Source organism: Prauserella alba (assembly GCF_024171735.1).
Classification (GTDB): Bacteria; Actinomycetota; Actinomycetes; order Mycobacteriales; family Pseudonocardiaceae; genus Prauserella; species Prauserella alba.
Genome location: NZ_JAMTCH010000006.1, coordinates 376,756 through 400,499 on the forward strand (window position 1 = coordinate 376,756; position 23,744 = coordinate 400,499).

At 67.2% G+C, this 23,744-nt stretch carries 17 protein-coding genes; 12 read left to right on the top strand and 5 right to left on the bottom strand.

What is annotated here, in order from left to right; all coding sequences use genetic code 11:
- The first annotated feature begins 14 nt into the window (after positions 1 to 14).
- The 5 genes from LY12_RS21710 (at position 15) to LY12_RS21730 (ending at position 7,376) form a co-directional block, all read left to right on the top strand.
- Positions 15 to 980 carry an alpha/beta hydrolase gene (locus LY12_RS21710; RefSeq protein WP_253859252.1) on the top strand — a complete coding sequence of 322 codons (966 nt, stop codon included), beginning with the start codon at positions 15 to 17 and terminating at the stop codon, positions 978 to 980.
- A gap of 96 nt (positions 981 to 1,076) precedes the next feature.
- Complete coding sequence (locus LY12_RS21715) at positions 1,077 to 2,801, top strand: flavin-containing monooxygenase (protein WP_253859253.1); 1,725 nt, start codon at positions 1,077 to 1,079, stop codon at positions 2,799 to 2,801.
- A gap of 22 nt (positions 2,802 to 2,823) precedes the next feature.
- Positions 2,824 to 4,182, top strand: coding sequence for a flavin monoamine oxidase family protein (locus tag LY12_RS21720; protein WP_253859254.1), 1,359 nt, complete (start codon positions 2,824 to 2,826; stop codon positions 4,180 to 4,182).
- Positions 4,183 to 4,247: 65 nt separating this feature from the next.
- The gene (locus tag LY12_RS21725; protein WP_253859255.1) at positions 4,248 to 5,480 is read left to right on the top strand and encodes an acyl-CoA dehydrogenase family protein; all 1,233 of its coding nucleotides are present in this window, start codon (positions 4,248 to 4,250) and stop codon (positions 5,478 to 5,480) included.
- Positions 5,481 to 5,573: 93 nt separating this feature from the next.
- Positions 5,574 to 7,376 carry an FAD-dependent oxidoreductase gene (locus LY12_RS21730; RefSeq protein ID WP_253859256.1) on the top strand — a complete coding sequence of 601 codons (1,803 nt, stop codon included), beginning with the start codon at positions 5,574 to 5,576 and terminating at the stop codon, positions 7,374 to 7,376.
- A 1,426-nt stretch (positions 7,377 to 8,802) separates the two neighbouring features.
- Here the strand turns inward: LY12_RS21730 and LY12_RS26295 are convergent.
- The gene (locus tag LY12_RS26295; RefSeq protein ID WP_372493595.1) at positions 8,803 to 9,183 is read right to left on the bottom strand and encodes a 4Fe-4S dicluster domain-containing protein; all 381 of its coding nucleotides are present in this window, start codon (positions 9,181 to 9,183) and stop codon (positions 8,803 to 8,805) included.
- Positions 9,164 to 9,529, bottom strand: coding sequence for an FAD-binding oxidoreductase (locus tag LY12_RS26300; RefSeq protein WP_372493601.1), 366 nt, complete (start codon positions 9,527 to 9,529; stop codon positions 9,164 to 9,166). Before LY12_RS26300 ends, LY12_RS26295 begins: the two co-directional genes overlap by 20 nt.
- Before the next feature lie 183 nt (positions 9,530 to 9,712).
- On the opposite strand from LY12_RS26300, the gene LY12_RS21735 reads away from it, so the two are divergent.
- Genes LY12_RS21735 through LY12_RS21745 form a run of 3 tightly spaced genes read left to right on the top strand, consistent with a single transcriptional unit; the run spans position 9,713 to position 13,998 of the window.
- Positions 9,713 to 11,218 (top strand): sodium:solute symporter family protein, encoded by a 1,506-nt coding sequence (locus LY12_RS21735; protein WP_253859257.1) that lies wholly within the window; start codon positions 9,713 to 9,715, stop codon positions 11,216 to 11,218.
- 57 nt (positions 11,219 to 11,275) lie between these two features.
- Positions 11,276 to 12,955, top strand: coding sequence for an amidohydrolase (locus LY12_RS21740; RefSeq protein ID WP_253859258.1), 1,680 nt, complete (start codon positions 11,276 to 11,278; stop codon positions 12,953 to 12,955).
- Positions 12,952 to 13,998: a CobW family GTP-binding protein gene (locus tag LY12_RS21745; RefSeq protein ID WP_253859259.1), complete on the top strand. Its 1,047-nt coding sequence runs from the start codon at positions 12,952 to 12,954 to the stop codon at positions 13,996 to 13,998. Before LY12_RS21740 ends, LY12_RS21745 begins: the two co-directional genes overlap by 4 nt.
- Before the next feature lie 5 nt (positions 13,999 to 14,003).
- Here LY12_RS21745 and LY12_RS21750 read toward each other — a convergent pair whose 3' ends face one another.
- Both LY12_RS21750 and xsc read right to left on the bottom strand, forming a co-directional pair.
- Positions 14,004 to 14,720 (bottom strand): sulfite exporter TauE/SafE family protein, encoded by a 717-nt coding sequence (locus LY12_RS21750; protein ID WP_253859353.1) that lies wholly within the window; start codon positions 14,718 to 14,720, stop codon positions 14,004 to 14,006.
- A gap of 139 nt (positions 14,721 to 14,859) precedes the next feature.
- A complete protein-coding gene (gene xsc, locus LY12_RS21755) occupies positions 14,860 to 16,668 on the bottom strand; it encodes a sulfoacetaldehyde acetyltransferase (RefSeq protein WP_253859261.1) in 1,809 nt (602 codons plus the stop codon).
- A gap of 175 nt (positions 16,669 to 16,843) precedes the next feature.
- Between xsc and LY12_RS21760 the strand changes: the two genes are divergently transcribed.
- From LY12_RS21760 to LY12_RS21775, 4 genes are all read left to right on the top strand, one after another.
- Complete coding sequence (locus LY12_RS21760; RefSeq protein WP_253859354.1) at positions 16,844 to 17,653, top strand: IclR family transcriptional regulator; 810 nt, start codon at positions 16,844 to 16,846, stop codon at positions 17,651 to 17,653.
- A 28-nt stretch (positions 17,654 to 17,681) separates the two neighbouring features.
- Positions 17,682 to 18,653 (top strand): AAA family ATPase, encoded by a 972-nt coding sequence (locus LY12_RS21765; protein ID WP_253859262.1) that lies wholly within the window; start codon positions 17,682 to 17,684, stop codon positions 18,651 to 18,653.
- Between the two features lie 85 nt (positions 18,654 to 18,738).
- On the top strand, positions 18,739 to 20,442 hold the full coding sequence (locus LY12_RS21770) for a cobaltochelatase CobT-related protein (protein ID WP_253859263.1): 1,704 nt from the start codon (positions 18,739 to 18,741) through the stop codon (positions 20,440 to 20,442).
- 406 nt (positions 20,443 to 20,848) lie between these two features.
- A complete protein-coding gene (locus LY12_RS21775; protein WP_253859264.1) occupies positions 20,849 to 22,417 on the top strand; it encodes an APC family permease in 1,569 nt (522 codons plus the stop codon).
- Positions 22,418 to 22,674: 257 nt separating this feature from the next.
- On the opposite strand, the gene LY12_RS21780 is transcribed toward LY12_RS21775, so the two are convergent.
- Complete coding sequence (locus tag LY12_RS21780) at positions 22,675 to 23,682, bottom strand: phosphate acyltransferase (RefSeq protein WP_253859265.1); 1,008 nt, start codon at positions 23,680 to 23,682, stop codon at positions 22,675 to 22,677.
- Positions 23,683 to 23,744 lie beyond the last annotated feature (62 nt).

Genomic DNA, 23,744 nt, shown 5'->3' on the forward strand with positions numbered 1-23,744 from the left:
GGAAAGGCCGCGGTATGAACGTCCCGCTCCCCCCGCATTGGGAACGCCTCGACCCCGACGCCCGGATCGCGGCACAGGCCGTCGCGAACGCGCTGACGACACCTGTTCGCGAACTCGGAGCCGAGACGGCGCGCAAGCTCCTGGCGAGCACGCAGCCCGACCGGCCGCTCACCCCTCTCGAGCGCATCGACGAGCTACGGGTGCCCACGCGGTCAGGACACCTTCGCGCGCGGCTCTACTACCCGCCCGACCCGTGCGACAACCGCCAGCGACCCGCACTGATGTACCTCCACGGCGGCGGCTTCGTCCTCGGCACGCTCGAGGGAGCGGACGAGGCCTGCCGCGCCCTCGCGGCACGATCCGGGTGGGCCGTGCTCTCGCTGGAGTACCGACTCGCCCCCGAGCACCCTTACCCGGCGGCCCTCAATGACGCGCTCGACACGCTGACCTGGCTCCGTCGGTCGGCTCCCGACCTCGGCATCGACCGCGACCTGCTCGCCGTCGCCGGCGACTCCGCAGGCGGCAACCTCGCAGCCGCGCTATGCCTGCGATTCCGCGATCTCGGACTTCCGCCGCCCGTGGCGCAGGTCCTCGTCTACCCCGCGGTCGACGATGCGTTCGCCACGGAGTCCTGGCGGGAGTTTGCCGACGCACCGTTGCTGAGTGCCGCCGACGCACGGTGGTGCTGGGAGCAGTACGTCGGCCACACCGTTGTCGACCAGTACGCGGCCCCGATGAAGGCGGCATCGTGGCGTGGCTTGCCGCCGGCGTTGGTACTGACCGCCGAGGTCGACCCCCTTCGTGACGACGCGGAAGCCTACGCCGAGCGACTGCGAGGTGACGGCGTGCCGGTCACCTCGATCCGACATTCCGGCGTGTTCCACGGCTTCTTCACCGAGGTCGCCGTCTTCACCAAAGCAGATGCAGCAATCGACGACGTCGTACGTCACCTGCGGCGGATTGCCGGTGACGGGCCTTGACGCCAACGAGCACGGGCTTCTACTTTAGTTAGTCACTTGACCTAGACGCATGACTACCTACGCAAGGGCTAGCTCGCGGACCAGAAGGCAGATGCCATGACTGACACCACCTCGTCCACCTCCCCGACCGTCGACGTCCTGTGCGTCGGTGCCGGATTCTCCGGCTTGTACGTCGCGTACCAGGCAGCCGAACGGGGCTGGACCTTCGCCGGGTTCGAGAAGGCACCCGACGTCGGCGGCACGTGGTACTGGAACACGTATCCCGGCGCGCGCTGCGACGTGGAGAGCATCTACTACTCGTACTCGTTCAGCGACGAGCTCCAGAGAGAGTGGACGTGGAGCGAGCGCTTCGCACCCCAGGAAGAGATCCTGAGCTACATCAACCATGTCGCCGACCGCTTCGGCCTTCGTCGGCACTTCGAGTTCAACACCGAGGTGGTGGCTGCGAACTGGCTTCCCGACGAGCAACTCTGGGAGGTGACCCTCGACTCCGGCGACACCCGGCGCGGCCGCTACCTCCTGGCCGGCTCCGGCGGGCTCTCGACGCCGAAGGACGTCGACGTGCCGGGGCTGGAGAATTTCACCGGACTGACCGTGTCGACGAGCCGCTGGAACATCTCGCTGGACGACCTCGCCGGCAAACGCGTCGCGGTGATCGGCACCGGATCGTCGGGCGTGCAGTGCATCCCGCTGATCGCCGAGGTCGCCGAGCACCTCACAGTCTTCCAGCGGACCGCCAACTACGTCTTCCCCGCCCGCAACGCCCCGCTGCGCGAGGAAACGGTCGCCGAGGTCAAGCGACAGTACCCGGACATCCGCGAGGAGTGCCGGTACTCCGCCGGCGGGATCCCGGAGCGGCCGGTGACCGATCGTGCGTTCGACGTCTCCGCGCAGGAGCGACAGCGGCGGTACGAGGCGGCGTACGAGCGGAGCGGATTCCTGGGTGTCGGCGCGGAGTTCACCGACCTTCTCACCGACCGTGAGGCCAACGAGACGGCTGCGGACTTCTTCCGCGGGAAGATCCACGAAATCGTCCAGGACGAGAAGACGGCAACATTACTGGAGCCCCGTTTTCCCATGGGAGCCAAGCGGAGTTGCTTCGGCACCGACTACTACGAGACTTTCAATCGCCCGAACGTCTCCCTGGTCTCGGTCCGTGATGAACCGATCACCACCATGTCCGCGGACAGCATCGTGACCGAACGTGGTTCCTACGAAGTCGACGCTATCGTCCTGGCGATCGGCTTCGACGCCTTCACCGGTCCACTCTTCGGGCTCAATGTCACCACGCCCGGCATCGGCAGGTTGCAGGAGGCCTGGAGTGAGGGCCCGCGGACCTTCCTCGGTCTCATGACGGCCGGTTTCCCCAACTTCTTCATGATCGCCGGCCCGCAGAGCCCTGCGCTCGCGAGCAACGTCGTCATGACCATCGAGCAGGCGGTCGACTGGATCACCGACCTGATCGCCCACGCCAGGGCCGAGGGCCGCCAACTCATCGAAGCGACGCCGCAGGCCCAGGACGACTGGGTGGACATCACCGAGTGGACGGTCAACCAGACGCTCTACGCCGCCACCGATTCCTGGTACCGGGGATCCAACGTGGCGGGCAAGCCGAGCACGTTCATGGGCTACATCGGTGGCGTCGGCAAATATCGCCGGATCTGCAACGAGATCGCGGAGCGCGGCTACCCCGGCGTCGAGATCGACGGCAAGGCCGTGGCCACCCGGATCGGCCGTATCGACGAGGAGGTCGAGAACGCGACCACGGCAAGGGAATCGGAAGCGGCACAGGCGGACGTCGCCACCGCCGTCGGGCGATGACGATCGTTCACCGGGAGAAGCCATGAGCACGAACGAATCACCCAGCGCGCGCGAGGAAACCCACGAGGTCGTCGTCATCGGCGCAGGCATGGCGGGTCTGATGGCCGCTACGACACTGGCCGACCGGGACGTCGTGGTGCTCGAGGCCGCGGACCGCGCCGGTGGCCGGGTCGACACCGTCCGCCGGGGCGACTACTGGATCAACCTCGGTACCCAGTTCACCGAAGGCACCGGCCCGCTGATCGACGCCCTGCACCGCCACCGGATCCCGTTGGGAACGTTGGAAGGAAAGTCGGTGGCGCTCTCGCTCGGTGGGAAGCAGGTCGACACCTCCAACCCCTTCAGTCTGATGGTGCGATCCCGGATGAGCTTCCTGGATCGGGTGGGGCTGGCAGTGGTCGGAACCCGCATCCTCGCGAACGTGCCGTTCCTGGAGATGAATCCCGCCAAGCGTCTCGCCCGGTGGGCGCGGGCGAAACTCGACGCGCGCCCTGCGTCGTACGTGCTGCGCGGCATCGGCTCGAAGCTCACCAAGGATATGGTTCGCTCCTGGTCCGGTCAGTGGATGGGATGTGAGCCGGAGGAGACGGCCGCGACACAGTTCGTCTCCTCGATGGGCATACTGCTGACCGACCCCGAGAAGGTTCCGAACCTCACGCTCCCCCAGGGTGGCAACCAGACACTCACCGACGTTCTGACCGCGGACCTCGGCGACAAGATCAGGCTCAACTCGCCCGTGACGTCGGTGGCGTGGACCGCCGACGGCGTCGTCGTTGACTATGAGGACGACGCCGGACCCGTGCGCCTGCACGCCCGACGCGCCATCGTCGCCGTACCCGCCGACGTCGCTGTCACGATCATGCCGGGGCTGCCACCGGAGTATCGGAAGGCGTACGACGCCATCCGATACGGCCGGTACGTAGTGGTGGGCTTCTTCACCCATGAGGAGGGGCCGCAGAGCTGGGACGACTACCTGGCCGTTTCGACGCCGGGTCTCGCGTTCCAAGCGGTGTTCAACCATGCCGCCGCCCTGCGCCGCGGCAGTTCACGCAGGCCCGGCGGCGCGCTGGCTTGTTTCGCCGGCGGTGCGGAGGCCGACAAGCTGTTCGAGCTCACCGACTCCGAGATCGTCTCCCGCTTCACGGCGGATCTGCTCTCGCTCTACCCCGAGCTGGAAGGCAAACTCGGCGAGGGCATTCTGCGCCGTCATCCGCGGGTCGTCCCGTTCTGGGCGCCCGAAGGACGGGCTTCGCTGCCGACACTGCGCCAGAACCTCGGCCCTGTCCACCTGGCCGGCGACTACCAACTCGACCTGCCTTCTCTCGCCGATGCGGCCAGCTCGGGTCAGCAGGCCGCCGAGAAGGTGCTCGCGAGCCTGTAGCCCCCAACCACGGCCGATTCCTGCGATTCGCGGAGGAACCGGCCCCAGCCACGAAATGGGCTTCCATGACGACCACGAACCACCCCGTCCGCCAGAGCGATCGCCTCTATCACGATTTCCTCTCCCCCGAAGAGACCTGCGAGGTCCGCCACCGAGCACGGAAGGTCGCTGCCGATGTCGTCGCGCCTGCCGCTCGCCGGATCGCCAATGGTGACGAGCGAGTCGACGGGTTCCCCGGAGACGTGTTCGACGGCCTCGCCGAGGCCGGGCTCTTCGGCGTACCGTTCAGCGCCGAGGTCGGGGGCCGCGGTCTTGATCACCCGGTGACCGCGACAGCCGTCGCGATCGAGGAACTCGCCTACTACTCCAGCAGCATCGCCGCCGTCTTCGACGTGCACTGCATCCTCGCCGGCAACGCGCTGACCCATGGCACCACCGCCCAGCGCGAGAAGTGGCTACCCCAGGTGGCCCGGGGCACGACGGTGGGCGCCTTCGCCACCACGGAACCCGAGGCGTCGTCCGACCTCAGCCCACAGGCGTTGCGGACCGTCGCCGTCCCCCACGGCGACACCTGGGTGCTCAACGGCCGCAAGCGTTGGATCTCCAACTCCCCGGCCGCCGGGTTCATCGTCACCCTCGCCCGTACAGGGGAACGCATGTCGATGTTCATCGTCGATACGAATCTGCCTGGCGTAACCGTGGGCGAGCCCGACCGGAAGATGGGCAACCGGGGCCAGCTCACCGCCGATGTGTGGTTCGACGAGGTCGAGCTGGAAAACGACGCACTGCTCGGCGGCGAGCCAGGACACGGGCTTCGCCACGCTCTGGCCACACTCACCCTCGGCCGCATCGGCATCGCCGCGGCCGGTGTCGGCATGGCGCAAGCCGCCTTCGACCACGCCGTCGCCCATCTGTCGACCCGCGAAGCCTTCGGGCGCAAGCTGGCCGCCAACCAGCACTGGCAGTTCAGGATGGCCGAGCGGGCCGCCGAGATCGACAACGCCAGGACCTTGTATCTCAAGGCGGCCCTACGACGTGACGCAGGCGAGACGTTTGCCGAGCCCGAAGCCTCCATGGCCAAGTTCTCCGGAAGCGCCCTCGCCGTCGACATGGCTCGCGATGCCGTGCAGGCGTTCGGTGGACTCGGATTCGTCCGCGAACAGGGCGCCGACGGCACGCCCGGACCGGTCGAGGCCATCTACCGCGACAGCAAGATCGGCGAGATCTACGAGGGGGCCAACGAGATCCTGAAGGGGGTCGTCGCGCGCACCATCTTCGGCAAGGAGATCACCGGATGAGCCTGACGGGGCGCACCATGCTCAGCCGATGGACTCATGTACGGCATCTTCGTCGATTCGCCCCAATAACGCCGACGTGACAAGGAGATCCCCATGCAGCAGCCGCAGCCGTTCGCGTCGGAGGGCGACATTCTGGTCGAGGCCGAGGAGTTCGACGACTTCGGTGGTTGGACTCTCGACTCGCAGTTCGATGCGGAGATGGGCTCGCCCTATCTGCTCGCGCACGGCCTGGGGGTGCCGGTCGCCGATGCCACCACCACCGTCGAAGTCGGGGTGAGCGGGTCCTATCGCGTCTGGGTTCGCGCGAAGGATTGGGTCCCGGCGCATCACCCGGGTCGGTTCACCGTCTCGATCAACGGCGAACGGCTACCGGTCGAGTTCGGCGCCAACAGCCAAGACTGGAGTTGGGAAGACGCAGGCCTGATCGAGCTGGCCGCTGGTTCGACCACGCTGACGCTCACCGATCTGACCGGGTTCGACGGCCGCTGTGACGCCCTCTACCTGACCACCGGCGACGCACCGCCACCCAATGGCGCCGGCTCCGACGCCCGTTCGTGGCGACGTCGGCTGCGGGGCCTGCCGGACGACCCGGTCGACGGCGGCACGTTCGACGTCGTGGTCGCAGGCGGAGGCGTTACCGGGTCGGCGGCCGCGCTCGCGGCAGCCCGGCTGGGGCTGACCGTGGCCCTGATCCAGAACCGGCCGGTCCTGGGCGGCAATGCCAGCATCGAGATCGGACTCACCCCACGCGGCGAGACCGGCCCCATGGTCAAAGCCCTCTCCGACCGAGCCGACGACGGCGACCTCGCCGCCCTCGATCTGCTGCGGGCGGAGCCGACCGTGTCGGTATTCCTCGAGCACCACATCTTCGATGCAACCTGCACCGACGGTCGAATCACCTCCGTCGACGCCCGCGACGCCCGGTCCGGACACGAGAGCCGATTCCACGGCGCGATGTTCATCGACTGCACTGGTACCGCCATCCTCGGCCTGTACGCCGGCGCCGAAACGATGTTCGGCTACGAAAGCCGCGCCGAGTTCGACGAGCCACTCGCACCCGAACAACGCATCGAGTCCCACCACGGCAACACCCTGTTCTTTCGGACCCGGGAATCAGACCAGCCCTGCGACTTCCCGGACGTGCCCTGGGCCGTCGAGGTGGCCAAGGACTACGCCGACCTCGCCGGACAGCTCGAACGTCCCGGCGTCGACAACGCCCCCGGACCCGTCGCCGGTCCCGCCCGTACACCCGATCCCGGTATCCGCCGGCGCATGCTCTTTCCCGCGACCCACTTCTGGGAGTACGGCCAAGACCTCGATCCGTACACCCATGCCGAACACATCCGCGACCACCTGCTACGGGCGATCTACGGAACGTTCTCCAACGTGAAAACCCTCGAACCCGACACCTACGCGAACCTTGCGCTCGACTGGGTCGCGCACGTCCCCGGTCAAGGTGAGTTCCACCGATACAAAGGCGACTACGTACTCACTGAGAACGACATCCGTGACCACCGGGAATTCACCGACACCGTTGCATGGAACTCCGGCGCCTTCTGCCTCCATTACCCCGGCCACGAAAGATACGACTTCCGGCTACGCGACTGGAAATGGGACACCCGCGACCAGACTCCGTTCGAGATCCCGTTCCGATGCCTCTACTCCGCCGACATCGACAACCTCATGATGGCCGGCAAACACATCAGCGTCACTCACATCGCCGGTTCGGTCACCAAATTCATGGGCAACGGCGCACAACACGCCCTCGCCACCGCAACCGCCGCCAAGATCTGTCTCCAGCACAGCACCACGCCCAGGGACGTCGGCAAACACCACCTCGACGAACTCCGGAAAACCGTCGCCGACCTGGGCGGATCCACCGGAAACGTGTACTAACCACGCGACCTCACACACGGGACTCATCCGGTGACGGCGGATCCGGGCGGGGAGCCGGCTGACGCGTGCGCTGTGCGAGCCACCGCGGCGCACGTGTTGCCGTGACCCCGCCGATCCCTGCTGTTCAACCCCAACCAACCGAGTCGAGAACATGCAGGTCACAAGGGTGGGCCGGGTCGGACTTGAACCGACGGCCAAAGGATTATGAGACACCCGGCAGCCGTCGCACAGAGCCCTCACCAGCAGTGACGCTCCACGAGACGTCACGATGGGTGCGAACTAGGCACCATGAGGAACCGTTTCGCACCCAAACTCGCACCCACAGGTGCGCTGAGCCGGTCACCTATCGGCGCACCTCGCGAAACGAGGTGCGCCGATAGGTGCAGCGCCACCAAGGCGGCTCAACTCGGTCGGCGGTGAACCAATGCTCCAGTCACCCACGACCGAATTGACGCCCTGCACCCTCAACCGACTACGCGGATCATCTTCCGGTTGGCGAACTCCTCTTCCATGCCAGTCCCGTTGATCAACACCATTCTGGCCTCGAATCGGTCAAAAGACGTACGATCCGAGTCCGAGCTCTGTGTCTGCTGCACGGCCTCCCGAGTGATCGTCGCCGAGTCCGGAGCCAAGGAGTTCATCGACAGATACGTGCACCACGCAGGAACGTTGGCCGTCGGACCCTGACACCGCAAAGGGCCGACTCGTCTCCGCGAAACAGTTGGACCGTCACAGGCCTGGTCGACCGCGCACGCGCCGCGCGGCCAAACCCGTCGACTTTGGTGGAACGCAATTCGACCGGCCCGGCTCCTACTATTCCCCGCTGTGCTGACCGACGTCGAACAGGACTTGGAGATCATGCAGAAGGAAGGGTTCGGTTCGGTTGTCACCATCGAGCGATCGCACGCCCTGAGCGTAAACCTCAAGTTCGGCACGGTCTGGATCAATCCCGGACCAAGCACGCTATGGTGCGCCCAAAGGCCTGGCCTCACCACGCCTGCGACCGGAACTGCTCGGGCGCTCGCTCCAAGTAGTTCCGGTCAACACCAGGCGCATCAGTGCTGGTCGGGTGCGGTCGGCTCTGAGTCGTCTCGCCTGAGCACACCCGCCAACACTTCTGCCAGCTGCTTGCTTTCGGCGTCGGTGCCTTGGTGGATCTGCGTCCGGCAGGAGAACCCTCTGCAAGGATAACGTCGTACTCCCCTGCGGCCCGTACTTTCGGTCGCGCGGCGTCGTCCCCGGATACGCCTGGTCTGCGGGTATGCCATCGGGTCAAGGACACGGCGTTGAGGCCGATCATCTGCCGCCGCGGCTCGATGCCGCCGAGCCACTTGGTCAACTCTTCGACGGGCCGGAAAGACTCGACCAAGTTGACCAGCTGCAAGGCGCCTGGGACCTTCGCCAACCAGCGCAGCACCCACGGCATTCAGCCCATCGTGAAGTGCGCCCGCGGCCGCCGGTTCTTTCCGAAGAACCCTCTGACACCTCGCCGGTAATGATAATGAAGGAACTCGGATTTGTACGTTGCCATGTCCACGTTGACGGGGCATTCGGAGACGCACGCCTTGCAGGACAGGCACATGTCCAGTGCGTCACAGACCTCTGTGGACTTCCACCCGTCGCTGATGCTCTGTCCGCGCAGCATCTCGGCCAGGACGCGGGCCCGTCCTCGCGTGGAGTGGACCTCGTCGCCGCTGACGTGGAAAGACGGACACACGGCCCCGACGTCGGAGCGGCACGCTCCCACACCCACACACCGGTTGACGGCGCTGGTGAATGATCCTCCGTCACGAGAGAAGGCGTGCACCGACGTCAGCTCGAGTTGGCCTCGTCCCGGCCCCGGCGCACTCCGTGATCGATCGGTTCGGGGCGACCAGCACGCCCGGGTTGAACACTCCGTCAGGGTCGAAGACTTCCTTGAATGCCCGGAACCCCCTCAGCGCTGCCGGTGAGTAGATCGCTGGAAGAAGCTCAGAACGAGCCTGCCCGTCGCGGTGTTCTCCCGACACGGAGCCGCCGTAGGAACGGACGAGCTCAATAGCACGTTCGATGAAACGGCGGTACAGGGCCAGACCCGGTTCGGTCTCGAGGTCGAAGGAGATCCGGAGATGGACGCAGCCCTCTCCGAAGTGGCCGAACGGAATCCCTTCCAGCCCGGGTTCCGTCTGTTCCGAGCTTCGGCAAAACTGGTACCACGAAAGAGGAGGTGAGCTGGACCTGTAACGGAGGCCACAGGGCTATCAGTATTCACGGCTAACACTGGACTCGGCCTCGGGCTGGTGATCGCTTGACAATCCGGATCCCACCCGAGCTCGATCGGAACGGCGGTATTGCCCGTGAACTGGTATCTGGTATGGATCGTTGGGTTTCTGATCCTCTTGTTCGCCGTCAGCGTGAAGTCGGCGAAGACCGTCAAGACGGCCGCCGACTACGCGATGGCCGACTTCAAGCTGGGGTTCTTCCCGATCTGCGGGTCCATCATCGCGACCGTGACAGGCTCCGCGGCGCTCATCGGCGGGGCAGGCAAGGGCTTCGAGATGGGGATCTCCTACCTCGTCACCGCCAGCTACGTGCTGTTCACCGTTGTGGGCATGCTGGTCCTGGGGCCGGTGATCCGGAAGCTGCGCCTCTATACAGTGCCAGAGCTGTTCGCCCGCCGCTTCGGCAAGCTCGCCGCTCTCATCCCCGCACTGATCATCGGCTTTCTCTACATGACCCCCACCTTCGGGATGCAACTGGTGGGTATGAGCTCGATCCTCTCCTCCATCACCGACCTGTCGTTCCTCTGGGGCATCGTCCTCGGCTTTACCGTGGTCGTCGCGTTTACCCTGATCGGCGGTATGCCTTCCGTGGCCTGGACGGACGCCATCCAGACCGTAGTGATCCTCGGCGGAGTGGTCCTCACGCTCGTCGTGGGCGTGGCGCACGTGGGCGGTCCGGGCGTCGTCGCCGCCGCCACCCCTGAGCGTCTGCTCAGCTTCGGCAGCATCGGCTTCACGGAGCTGCTGAACTGGTTCCTGATCTTCGGCCCGTTCTACCTCGTCTGGCAGACCACCTGGCAGCGGATCACTGCCGCGAGGTCCACGAAGGTGGGCATCTCCGCCGTCACGATCGGCTTCGTGATCTCCGGCCTGGTCGGCCTCCTGGCGATCTTCATCGGCATCGCCGCCGTCCAGATGTTCCCTGCAGGAACCGACCCCGACGTCGTCTACACCTCGTTCATCACGCAGATCTTCCCCGGTTCCATCGGGGGTCTGCTCATGGTCTCGCTGTTGGCGGCGCTGCTCACCGGTGCCACCTCGTTCCTGCTCAGCGGCGCCATCAACATCTCGAAGGACATCTACGAGGGGTGGATCAACCCCAAGGCCGGCGACGCCCAGATCCTCAAGATCTCCCGCCTGTCCGTCGCCTTCATGGCCGTGCTCGGTCTCGTGATCGCCCTGTGGGTCACCGACATCATCGTCATCTACCAGATCGCGCTGTCCTTCACGGCTTCCGCGCTGGTCGCCCCGGCGCTGGCCGCCATGTTCTGGGAGCGGGCCACCAAGGCCGGCGTCATCACCAGCACCATCGGCGCCCTGGTCGCGTCCCTGGCCTGGCGCCTCGCGGGAACACCGTTCGGGATCCACGAGATCGCCCCGGGACTCGCCGTCTCGGCCGTGCTGCTCGTCGCGGTCAGTCTCGCCACGCGCCACTCCGACGACGAAACAGTCACCGCGTACTTCCACGCATTCCGGCGTGGCCGCATAACCGACAGCGAGGCCCCGGACACGGACACCGCTCCGACACCCTCCGCCCCGATCGATGCCGGGAGAACCACGGATGACGCACTACCTCGCTAGACGCAGCGGCACGGCGCTTTCCCTACTGTTCAGCTTCCCCCAACCGAAAGGGCAATCGTGGAACACACCACCGTCTACCCTGCCCGCATCGTCCGCACCATGGACCCTGCCCGTCCGACGGCGGAGGCCGTCGCCGTGCGCGGCGAGCGAATCCGCGCGGTCGGCAGTGTCTCCGAACTCATGGCCTACCCCGGCGCGGTTCTGGACGAGCGCTACGCCGACACCGTCCTGCTGCCCGGGTTCGTGGAGGCCCACAGCCACGCCGGCTCCGGCAACGTGTGGGCCGACACGTACGTGGGCTTCGTGGACCGGATCGCCCCGGACGGCCGACGATGGCCCGGCTGCCGCACCATCGACGAGGTTCTGGACCGGCTGCGCGCGGCCGAGACCGAGCTGCAGGATCCGAACGAGCCACTGATGGCGTGGGGCCTTGACCCGATCTACTTCCCTGGCCGGCCCCTGGCCGCCGCTGAACTGGACCGGGTCTCGACCACGCGTCCCATCCACGTCTCACACACCAGCGGGCACGTGTGCGCCGTGAATTCGGCGGTGCTTCGCCGGTTCGGGATCGACGCGTCCACGCGCGTCGCCGGCGTGGTCAGGAACGACGCCGGCGAACCCACCGGGGAGTTGCAGGAGTTCGCGGCCATGGGGCTGGTCGGCGAGCTCGTCGAGGGCTCGGGTCTGTTGGACATCAACCCCGAGGCCTTGCACCGGTTCGCGCAGGAAGGCGTCAACACGGGCACCACGACGCTGACGGACCTGGGCACGCGCCTGCTGATGGACGACGACGGCGTGGCCCTCTACCGCTCGACCGTCGACGAGGACTTCCCCATCCGCCTGAACGTGTTCCATTTCGGCGCCGGGGTCGGCCGGTTCGCACTGTCCCTACCGGAGGCCGCGGAGCGGCTGGTGCGGCTGCGCGAGATCTCCACGACCAAGCTTCGCTTCGGCAACGTCAAGCTCATGCTTGACGGTTCCATCCAGGGCTTCACCGCGCGCCTGCGGGACCCGGGCTACCTCGGTGGACAGCCGAACGGGATCTGGAACGTCAGCCCGGAGGAGTTCCGCGAGGCGTTCGAAGTGTTTCACCGGGCCGGACTGCTGGTCCACGTGCACTGTAACGGAGACCAGGCCACCCAGCTGTTCCTTGACACGCTCGAAACCATCCTCACCGCGCACCCGCGTCCCGACCACCGCCACACGTGCACGCACTCGCAACTGAGCACCGCGGCGCAATACCGGCGCATGGCCGCCCTGGGCATGTGCGCGAACATCTTCGCCAACCACATCTGGGCCTGGGGTGACCAGCACATCGACGTCACAGTGGGCCCGGACAGGGCCGCCCGCATGAACGCGGCCGCGACGGCACTGCGCCTCGGGGTGCCAATCTCCCTGCACTCGGACACCCCGGTCACGCCGCTGGGCCCACTGCACGCCGTGAAGCACGCCGCGACCCGGCTGACGGTCTCCGGCCGCATCATGGGCGAGCACGAGCGGATCGGTGTACAGGAGGCGCTGGAGTCGGTGACGATCGGCGGAGCGTACATGCTGAAGATGGACCACGAGGTCGGCTCGCTCGAGGCGGGGAAGCTCGCGGACCTGGCCGTGCTGGCCGAGGACCCGCTCGCCGTCGAACCCGAGCACATCGGCGACATCCACGTCCTCGGCACCGTAGTCGGCGGCCGCCACCGCGCTACGAAGGCCGCGGCCCCCTCGGAAGTGCCCGCGTCGTGACCGCCCGGCTGGGAATCATCGGCGGCTACCTGGGCTCCGGTAAGTCCACCCTGGTGAACCGACTGTTGGCGGGCGGGTTGCGGGGCCGCGTCGCCGTCGTCGTCAACGACTTCGGAAGCGTCAACATCGACGCGGACCTCATCGCCTCGGCCTCCGAGGACACAGTGGAGCTGACGAACGGGTGCATCTGCTGCCAGATCAGTAACGACGCGTCCCGCACCATGTCGGCGCTGGCCACGCGCAGGGACCTTGACCACGTGCTCTGCGAGGTCAGCGGCGTCGGTGACCCCGGCCGGCTCGCCATGTGGCGGGACTTCCCGGGCTTCTCCCCTGGCCCGGTGCTGGTGTGCGCTGACGCGACCGCCGTACGGCGGCTGCTGCGCGACGAGTACGTCGGCGACACGGTGGCGCGGCAACTCGCCGCGGCGGAGGTCGTGCTGGTGACGAAGACCGACCTGGCCCTGCCTGCCGAAACCGAGGCCGCCTCGGAGACGTGCCACGCAGCGGCCCCGCGGGCACGGCTGATCCTGCAGGATGTCGCGGATCCGGGGGCGACGGCGACCGAGGCCCTCGCCGCGGCGGTGCCGGGTGCGGACGACGGCGGCGCCGTGGAACACGGCAGCCACAAGGAGCGAGAGGACCACGGCGAGGCCGGCGCTGCTGGCTGGACGGACCGCCACAGTGGGCCCGACCACGCCTCCGCCGTGCTCGAGTGCCCGGATCCGGTGGACGTGGACATGCTCGCCCGAGCGCTGGGCGAACAGGCGGATCGGCTCATCCGGGCGAAGGGCGTCGTCCGAGACACAGCGGGACGCTGGCACGAGGTCCAGCTCGCCGGCGAGCGGGTCGACGTGCGCCCGCGGCCTGGCGGCGGGCTTCCACCCGGACGACCGGCACTGGTGCTCATCGCCGCGGGACCGGAGGCGGACCTACAAGCCGGGGAGGCCGCTGCGGCGCTGGCTCCGATCCGCGGAAGCGCACCGAGCGGTCCGCCGTCGGCATGTCGGATGAGGCCGGACAGCGACACGTGCCCCGGCGATTGAGGCTCTCACGCGGAGGAAAGGGTTGCTACGCCCGCCGCAACCACCAGGCCGCAAGTAATCAGGCGGAACTTCGCGGGTGCGATTCTCGGCGCCAGCCTCGTCCCAACCCAATTCGCCGTCAGCGCGCACGGCAGCCACCACGCGAGCAGTCCGAGATGAGCCGGATCCACGCCATCACGGACCAGCAGGATGGACAACCCGGCGATATTGCTCAGCACGAAGTACACCGCCAGGTCCGCGATGAAACTCCGCTGGTCAGCGGCGTCGGCGGACAGGCCAAGCGCCGGGGGAATCCCGTTCAGCGACGTCGTGGTGGCCAGTGCACCGCCCGCGAAACCCGACACCGCGTACCGCACGGGGGAACCACCCTGAGCACGAGGCCGAGTGAACAGCATTATCGGCGCGGCGATCAGGACCATCGCGCCGGTGCCGATGCGCAGGTACTCCGGATCGAGCGCGCCACCGACGCTCGCGCCGACCAACAACCCAGGCAGACTCGCGAGGGTCAGCGGCAGAGCACGAGGCCACCGGATGAACTGTCGCAGCCGATGGACCACCTGTAGCCGGGTAACCAGCGCGATCGTCAGGGTGACGGAGACGGCCGTCGCCGGCGCGACACCGAGCACCAAAAGCAGCGGTGTGGCCACGATGTTGAAGCCAAATCCGGTCATGCCGCCGAGAAACGCGGCAACGGCCACGATTCCCAGACCCCCAAGGACCACAGTGGTCAAAGGCCGCCTCCATGTCGTCGACCATGCCGTCGTTACCGTGCACAGGACAAGCACTGCGCCCACGGTCGGCCGGTCCCGGCTGCCTCGTCGCGTGCCGGGACCGGCTCAACCGTGGGCTCGCCACCGTCGATCAGACGTAGTCCTTGTACTTGTCCAGGTACCGTACGGGCTTGCGCAGGGCGTCCCGGCGGAACGGATCACCCAGTTCGCGGGTGCACATGATCTCCACGACGGTCGTCACACCCTCGTTCATCTGCCGTTCCACGGCCTGCTGCAGCGCGGGGCCCACCTCGTCGAGCTTGTCCACCACGACGCCCTCGGCACCCATCGCCTGGCCGATCTTGGCGAAGCTGTCCGTCTCCAGTTCCTCGGCGATGAACCGCCGGTTGTAGAAGTCGACCTGATTCTTCTTCTCAGCACCCCACTGGCGGTTGTGGAACACCACTGCCGTGACAGGAATGTCGTGGCGGACCGCGGTCATGATCTCGCCCATGCTCATCGCCCAGGCGCCGTCACCGGCGTAGGCGATCGCGGGGCGTTCCGGGGCAGCCGCCTTGGCCCCGATGATCGTCGGCAGCGCGTAGCCGCAGTTGCCGAAGCTCATCGGCGCGAAGAAACTGCGCGGCCGTTCGAACCTCAGGTAGCTGTTGGCCACCGAGTTGATGTTGCCGATGTCGGTGGAGACCATGACCTCCTCCGGCATCGCCCTCTCCAGCTCGCGCAGCACTTGCCGCGGGTGCAGCCAGTTGCCTTCCTCCTGCTCCTGCTCGGCGATCATGTCCAGGCTGTACGGGTCGGTCTCGTGGGTCCACTCGTCCAGCTCGGTCTCCCATGCGGCCTTCTCCGCCCGCATCGTGGCCCAACGCTGCTCACGGGTGGTGTCACACGCCAGCTCACGACCGGAGAGCCGCTCGGACAGAGCCGTCGCGGCGGCGCCGGCGTCGCCGCAGATGCCCACGGCGATCTTCTTGACCAGGCCGAGCATCTTGTGGTCGGCGTCGACCTGAATGATCTTGGCGTTGGTCGGCCAGTAGTCCAGGCCGTGCTGCGGGAGCGTGCCGAACGGGCCGAGGCGCGTGCCGAGGGCCACGACCACGTCGGCCTGCGAGATCAGCTTCATGGCCGCCTTCGACCCCTGATATCCCAGCGGGCCGCACCACTGTGGATGGCTCGCCGGGAACGAGTCGTTGTGCAGGTAGCTGTTGACCACCGGGGCACCCAACCGCTCAGCCAGCTGCCGACACTCGTCAACGGCATCTGCCATGACGACACCACCGCCCGAGATCACGACCGGGAACTCCGCCTCGGCCAGCAGCTCCGCCGCCTCCGACAGGCTCTGTTCGCCTCCAGGACCGCGGTCGAGCCTGCCCGGCTGCGGAATCTCGGTGGTGACCTCGCCGTAGAAGTGGTCCCGTGGGATGTTGAGCTGGGTCGGCCCGATTTCCGACAGAGCCCGGTCGAAGCACCGGCCCGTGTACTCGGCCATCCGGGCGGGGTTGTTCACGTGGCCCTGATACTTGGTGAACTCCTGGAACATGGGCAGCTGGTTGGCCTCCTGGAACCCACCCAGTCCGGTGCCCATGGTCCCTGCCTCCGGCGTGACGATGACCACCGGACTGTGCGCCCAGTACGCCGCGGCGATCGACGTCACGCAGTTGCTGATACCGGGCCCGTTCTGCCCGATCACGACGCCGTGACGGCCACTGACCCGGGCGTAACCGTCGGCCATGTGCCCGGCGCCCTGCTCGTGCACCACCGGAACCAGCCGGATACCGGCAGGCGCGAATATGTCCATGGCGTCCATGAACGCCGAGCCCATGATGCCGAAGATGTCGGTGACATCGTTGGCGACCATCGTTTCCACGAACGCCTCGGACGGGGTCATTCGCTGCTGGCCGGAGACGACCGCCCGGCTGGTCCCTTCGGTGTTGTCGGTCATTGGGATTCCTCTCACGCCGGAAGCTGGAACAGGCACCATGTATGAAGAATCGGTACGCCACGTCCCTAATATCAGGACTCGACGGTAGAGCGCCGCCACATCGGAGTCAATGGATATACCGTTAAGTCGAACGACATGTACTGATTTTCGGTACCTCAGGTAGTGTGTTGACGTGATGGAACCGATTCGTGAGATCGAGGCGGCCGCCGAGCTTGGCGGCGAGACGCCCGCTATGCGGCTGTTCGCGCTGCTGGAACTCATCGCGGCCAAGGACGAGTTCGTCTCCCTGCAGGGACTCGTCGACGAGACGGGCGTGCCGAAGCCGACCTTGCACCGCATGCTGCAGCAGCTCGAGGGAGGCAGCCTGCTGATCCGCCAGGCCGACGGCCGCCACTACGGGACCGGAAGCCGCCTGCGCAGACTGGCCGAGAACCTCCTGCTCAACTCCACCCAGCACGGCGCCCGGCATGCGGTACTGCGCAACCTCGTCGAGCGGATCGGCGAGAGCTGCAACATCACGGCGATGACCGGCGACGAGGTGGTCTACCTCGACCGCGTCGAAACACCCGAGCCGCTTCGCTTCTACCTGCGACCGGGATCCAGGGTGCCCCTCCACTGCTCAGCCAGCGGCAAGCTGATCCTTTCCCAGCTCAGCGCCGCGCAACGCCGCAAGCTACTTGCCCACGCACCCCTCACGCAGTACACCCGCACGACCATCACCGAGCTCGACGCACTGGAGGACGAGCTCAAGCTCGTCCACGACAACGGGTTCGCCATCGACAACGAGGAGTTCCTCCCGGGACTGGTATGCGCGGCGGTTCTCATCCCGACCGGCACCACCCGGTCCAACCTGTGCCTGGCGGCGCAGGCACCGGTGATGCGCCTGACCGCACAACGAGCCCCAGACCTCGTCCCCGCCCTGCGCGAAGCCGCCGAGGCCATCGGCCGCATCGAGTCCGAGGGATCGGGCTCTCCCACAGACTGACCCCCCGGTACACGATGAGGAAGCCAGCATGACGCTCACCCACCCCGACACCACGGTCACCGCGCGGGAGGCGTTCGGCCTCGACACCGATCTCGTGGTCCCGTCCTTCAACGAGCCCGACGAGCACGTGCCCGACATCGACGCCGACTACCGGTTCAACCCCGACGTCACCCGGGCGCTGCTCGCCGGGTTCACTCGCAACCGGCGGGTGCTCGTCCAGGGACTGCACGGCACCGGAAAGTCCACGCACATCGAACAGGTGGCGGCGCGCCTGAACTGGCCCTGCGTGCGCATCAACCTCGACGGTCACATCAGTCGCCTCGACCTCGTCGGCCGTGACGCCGTCGTGGTCCGGGAGGGGCAACAGGTCACCGAGTTCCAGGAGGGCGTCATTCCCTGGGCCATGCAACGGCCCGTAGCGCTGGTCCTCGACGAATACGACGCCGGTCGCCCCGACGTGATGTTCGTGTTGCAGCGCCTGCTCGAGCGCGACGGCAAACTCACCCTGACCGACCAGAACCGGGTGCTGGCTCCCCATCCCTCCTTCCGGTTGTTCGCCACCGCCAACACCGTCGGCCTTGGCAACCTCAATGGCCTGTACCACGGGGCACAGCGCCTGAACCACGCCCAGATCGACCGCTGGAACATCGTCGCCGCACTCAACCACCTTCCCGCCGACGACGAGATCGCCATCGTGCAGGCGCGCGTGCCACACTTGCGCGACCAGGCTGGGCGAGACCTCGTCTCCTCGATGGTGGCCGTCGCCGATCTGACCCGCCGCGCCTTCCGAGTCGGTGACCTGTCGGTGCTCATGTCACCGCGCACCGTGATCAGCTGGGCGGAGAACGTAGAGGTCTTCGGCGACACCGCTCTGGCGTTCCGGCTGTCGTTCCTCAACAAGTGCGACGAGGCCGAACGGCCCCTGATCGCCGAGTACTTCCAGCGCTGCCTCGACCACGAGCTCGACGAGTCCGCCACCGAGCTGGACACCGCCGCATGATGCACCGAACGCGAGTGCCTCGGCACCGCAGCACACTCGCGTTCGAGCGGGCATGTTGCCGATCTTCGACCTCGCGAGGAGCTTCGTGGACAGCACGGCCAACGGCGCACGAGAACAGCAGCACGTCGAGGAACGTTGCGCTGCCGCCATCCGCGCCCTCACCGGAGAGCCGGAGTTGCGGTTCCGCGGCGGCCGGCTTCACCGCGGGCACACCCGTCTCGCCATCCACGCCCCGCATCTGCACCCGGGGGCCGGGGACGATCTCGGATCGTTTCGGGGCGCGGCGGACGGGCTGGCTCTGCGCGTGCGGCACTCCGACGCCGAGTTGCACCGGATGCTTCGCCCCACCGAACCGATCCCCAGGCTGGTCCTCGACATGCTCGAGCAGTTCCGCGTCGAGGCATTGGCCCCGGAACACCTGCCCGGCATCGTCACCAACCTGCGGCACCGGCACGTCGCGTGGTCGCGACAGTTCCACCACAGCGGCCTGACCGAGACCGCTCGCGGCCTGCTGCTCTACACCGTGGCCCAGGTATGCCGGGCGCGCGTCACCGGGCAACCCGTCGTGGAGGAAACACGCGACGTCATCGAGCACACCCGGGCCGCCCTGGCCACGAGGATGGGCGGGAGCCTGGCCGGGCTTCGCCGGCACCGACACGACCAGCACAGTTACGCCGAGCACGCGCGCACCATCGCCGACCTCGTCGGCGAGATGCTGCGCGGTGCCGACGAAGGCGGCGCCGGCGCTCCGCACCGCAACGGGTCTCGCGCGGGGCTCCCGCTCATCGACGACGAGGACGACGCCTCCGTCCCCACGCCCTCCGCAGAGACCGGACACAGCCGGGCGTTCACCGCTGGTGAGGGCTACCGGGTGTTCACCACTGCCCACGACCGCGAGCAGGCGACGTCCTCACTCGTGCGTCCCGAACTGCTCACCCAGTACCGCCGGCAGCTGGACCGCAGCATCGCCGCGCAGGGACTGAATCTCGTCTGGCTGGCTCGCGCACTCGAGGCCCTGTTCTCCGAGCCCGCCGTGAACGGGTGGGACGGCGCCCAGGAGGAGGGGCGCCTGGACGGGCGCCGGCTCGCGCAGCTGGTCGCTTCTCCCGCCGAGCGGCGCCTGTTCCGCACCGAGCGCACCAAATTGGTCACCGACTGCCTGGTGACGTTCCTCGTCGACTGTTCAGGGTCGATGAAGCAGCACGCCGAGTCCGTGGCGGTCCTCGTCGACGTCTTCGCCCATGCACTCGAGCGTATCGGCGGCACCAGCGAGATCCTCGGCTTCACCACGGGGGCGTGGAACGGTGGTCGCGCCATGAGGGACTGGCGGCGGGCAGGCCGTCCTCCGCATCCAGGACGCCTCAACGAACGCCGCCACCTGATCCTCAAAGGCGCGGAAACCTCCTGGCACAGGGCGCGACACAACATCGCGGCGTTGCTCAAGACCGACCTGTACCGGGAAGGCGCCGACGGTGAGGCCGTCACGTGGGCCTGCGACCGTGCCCGGAAGCAGCCGCAGAACAACCGGTTCCTCGTGGTGGTCTCCGACGGCAGCCCGATGGACAGCGCGACGAACCTGACCAACGACGAACACTATCTCGACCAGCACCTCACCCAGGTCGTGCGACACGAGGAACGGGCGGGGGCGACGCGCATCCACGGGCTGGGTGTTGGTCTGGACCTGAGCGCCCACTACGGCCGTTCGCACGCGCTGGATCTGTCCGAGGGCGTCAGCAACGGCGTCCTCGCCGAGGTCGTCGGGATGCTCTCCGGCGGGCGGCGCCGGTAATCGGACTCTTCCGGTAATCACCGCGGCACCGTATCCAGCACAACTGCACGCAGAGTCGCGCCGAAGCCGGTCGCACTGCCCGCACACCGCGCGGGCCGACTGCCGATGGCAGCACACACCAGCGCTCGCAATTCTGGGCCGCTCACTTTCTCGCAAACTGGACCTCCGCCGAACGGGCCTGCTGTCCCTACTATGACCCGCAACACAACGTGGAGACCGGGTCCGGCATGGCCGACCAACAAGTCACGGGCCATCCGAGAAGTCCGTGACGACGTGAAATTCACACGCGGTCTCTCATCGCGATGTCAACGCCGACACGGCCGACTGGCCGAACCGGTACCGGGCGCCGCCCCACACCTTCGACGACCCGCGTCACCGAAGGTGCAGCAGCCGGAAGGAGTAACGCGTGGAAGAACGAGCGCAGCTTTCGAAGACACTGAAACCGCAATGGGTATGGGCTATCGCGCTGGGCTCAGCCGTCGGATGGGGCAGCTTCGTCCTGCCCACCGAGTGGATCGCCACCGCCGGGCCGTTGGGTGCCGTCCTTGGCCTGCTCATCGGCGGCGCACTCATGATCGTCATCGCCGTGAGCTACGGATTCCTTATTCAGAAGGTTCCGGTTTCCGGCGGTGAATTCGCCTACGCATACCTGGGACTCGGGCGCACCCACGCATACGTGTGCGGGTGGTTCCTGGCGCTGGGGTACTTCGCCATCGTCGCACTGAACGCGTCAGCCCTCGGCGTGCTCGCGAAATTCACCGTGCCCGCCCTCGTCGAGTGGGGACGCATGTACGAGATCGCCGGTTGGGACGTCCACCTCGGCGAGGTGCTGATCACCACCGTCGCGCTCGTCGTCTTCGCCATGCTCAACGTGCGTGGTTCCACTGTCTCGGGCCGGTTGCAGTTCGTGTTCGTGCTGACCATGCTCGTCGGAGCCGTGCTGCTCGCAATCGGGGTGATCGCCCATCCCGGGACATCACCGACCAACAGTTTGCCCGGATTCACGCCCGAGATTCCCCCGTGGTCCGCGGTACTCGCGATCGTCGCGATTGCACCGTGGGCTTTCGTCGGGTTCGACAACGTTCCCCAGGCCGCGGAGGAGTTCAACTTCGCACCTAGCAAGGCCTTCCGGTTGATCGTGTTCGCCCTGGTAGCGGCAGCGCTGTTCTACTCTATGATGGTCATGGCCACGGCGGTGGCCAAGCCGTGGCAGAGCCTCATCGCCTCGAATCCGACATGGGGCACGGGAGACGCCATCGCAGGACTGTTCGGGACGCTAGGAACGCTCGTCCTCGCCGTGGCACTGTGCATGGGAATCTTCACCGGACTCAACGGATTCTACGTCGCCGCGAGCCGCCTGATGTTCTCCATGGGACGGGCACGTATCCTGCCGAGCTTCTTCGGCCGAGTGCACCCGACCTTCAACACGCCTGCGGCCGGCATCATCGTCACGGCCCTGATCTGCCTGATCACTCCCTGGTTCGGCAGGCAGGCTCTCCTGTGGATCGTGGACATGTCGGCCGTCGGTGTGGCGATCGCCTACACCTACACGTGCGTGGTCGCCTACCGGCTGTTCCGTTGGAGCTCCACCGGCGCGGCCTCCTCCCCCTCATCCACCCGGATTCCCGTCGCCCCCACCGTCGCGCCGCTGAAGAAGTTCCTCAGCTTGCTCGGGACGCTGTTCGGGATCACCTTCCTCGGTCTTCTCCTCGTGCCGGGCTCCCCCGCCGCGTTGAGCCTGCCGTCCTGGATCGCCCTGGCCGCATGGACCCTCCTGGGCATCGCCTTCTACCTCGGTCGGGGACGGACGATCCGGCAGCTCCCGGCTCGCGATCTGGATCACCTGATCCTCGACGCGCCGGTCACGGACGACGACACGCTCGAGCTGCCTGAGCCACGACCCGGTGTCGGAGGACCAGCCGAGTCGGTGACGCATGCCTCGCCCGTCGAAACCCGCACCTCTTCGCCGTCCTGACGAAGCGGAGTGCATCCGGGTGGGCCGTGCACCGTTCCCGCAGCGAGGCTGCGACGGACGACGCACGGCCCACCCGTCTTCCTTGTTCGAGACGTCCGTCGGCACCACTTTCACAGCGACCCGCGGTTCCGCTCCTCGATTGCCGTTGCCGAGGGGCGCGGTCGACAGCGTGCGCATCGCGCGCCGGAATCATGACGGTCGGACTGCTGGTGGCCACCGGGCACAACCCGCAACGGCTCCAACACCACGCCCGGAGCTCACCAGCGGCCGTCGGCGAAGACGCGTCGGCGCTCCCAGATTTCGCTCCCGGATGCGCTCCGCAGTTCCATCCACGCGGGGCAGTTCCATCCACGTGGGCTCCACGTGCGAGTCGACGCGGAAGGCCACCGCGTCGCAGCAGTCCTGTTCAGCGCAACGTCTGCACGGCGCTGACGACCGCAAGGGTCTCGATGTCGGACGCGGGAGAGGTCGTTGAGGGGTGCCCGCAGGCCCTGCAGGATGGGGCCGAGCGCCTGGGCTCCGCCGAAGCGCTCGGTGATCTTGTAGCCGATGTTGCCGGCGCCCAGATTTGGGAAGACGAGGACGTTCGCGCGGCCCGCTACCGTCGAGCCGGGGGCTTTGTGGACGCTGACCGCTTCGACCACGGCCGCGTCGAACTGCAGCTCTCCGTCGACGAGCACGTCCGGGACACGGTCGCGAACCAGGGCCGTCGCCGATCGAACCGTCCTCACGACGTCGTGTTCGGCGCTGCCGCGCGTGCTGAACGACAGCATCGCGACCACGGGATCATCGGATATCAGGGACCGGTGGGTTGCCGCGGCGGCGACCGCGATGTCGGCGAGCTGGTACTCGTCCGGATCCGGAACCACGGCACAGTCGGCGAAGGTCAATGCCCGCCCGTCAGGACGCACCATGACGAAGCTGCTGCTCAGCGTGTCCACATCGGATCGAAGTCCGACCACCCGGATACCCGCGCGCAGCACATCCGCCGTGGGCCGGCAGGAACCGGCCACACCGCAGTCCACTAGCCCAGCGCGCAGGGCCGCCGCAGTCAGGAACACCGGATCGCTCGCAGCCGCGAGCCGCTGCTCGACGGGCTTTCCGGTAAGAGCTTCGGCAAGCGCCGCGCGGACCGGCCGCTCGTTCACGTCGAGCATGAGGTCTTCTGGAACGTCTTTCGGGGCCACGGCGGCGATCCGGTCCCGTTGACCTACTAGCCGTGGCACGAGCAGCCCTTTCGCGTGCAGCTCCAGCGCCGCCTCCACGGCACGCGGGTCCTCCCCGTCTGCAAGGGCGACGCGCGCCACTGCCGCGCACCACCCGCTCC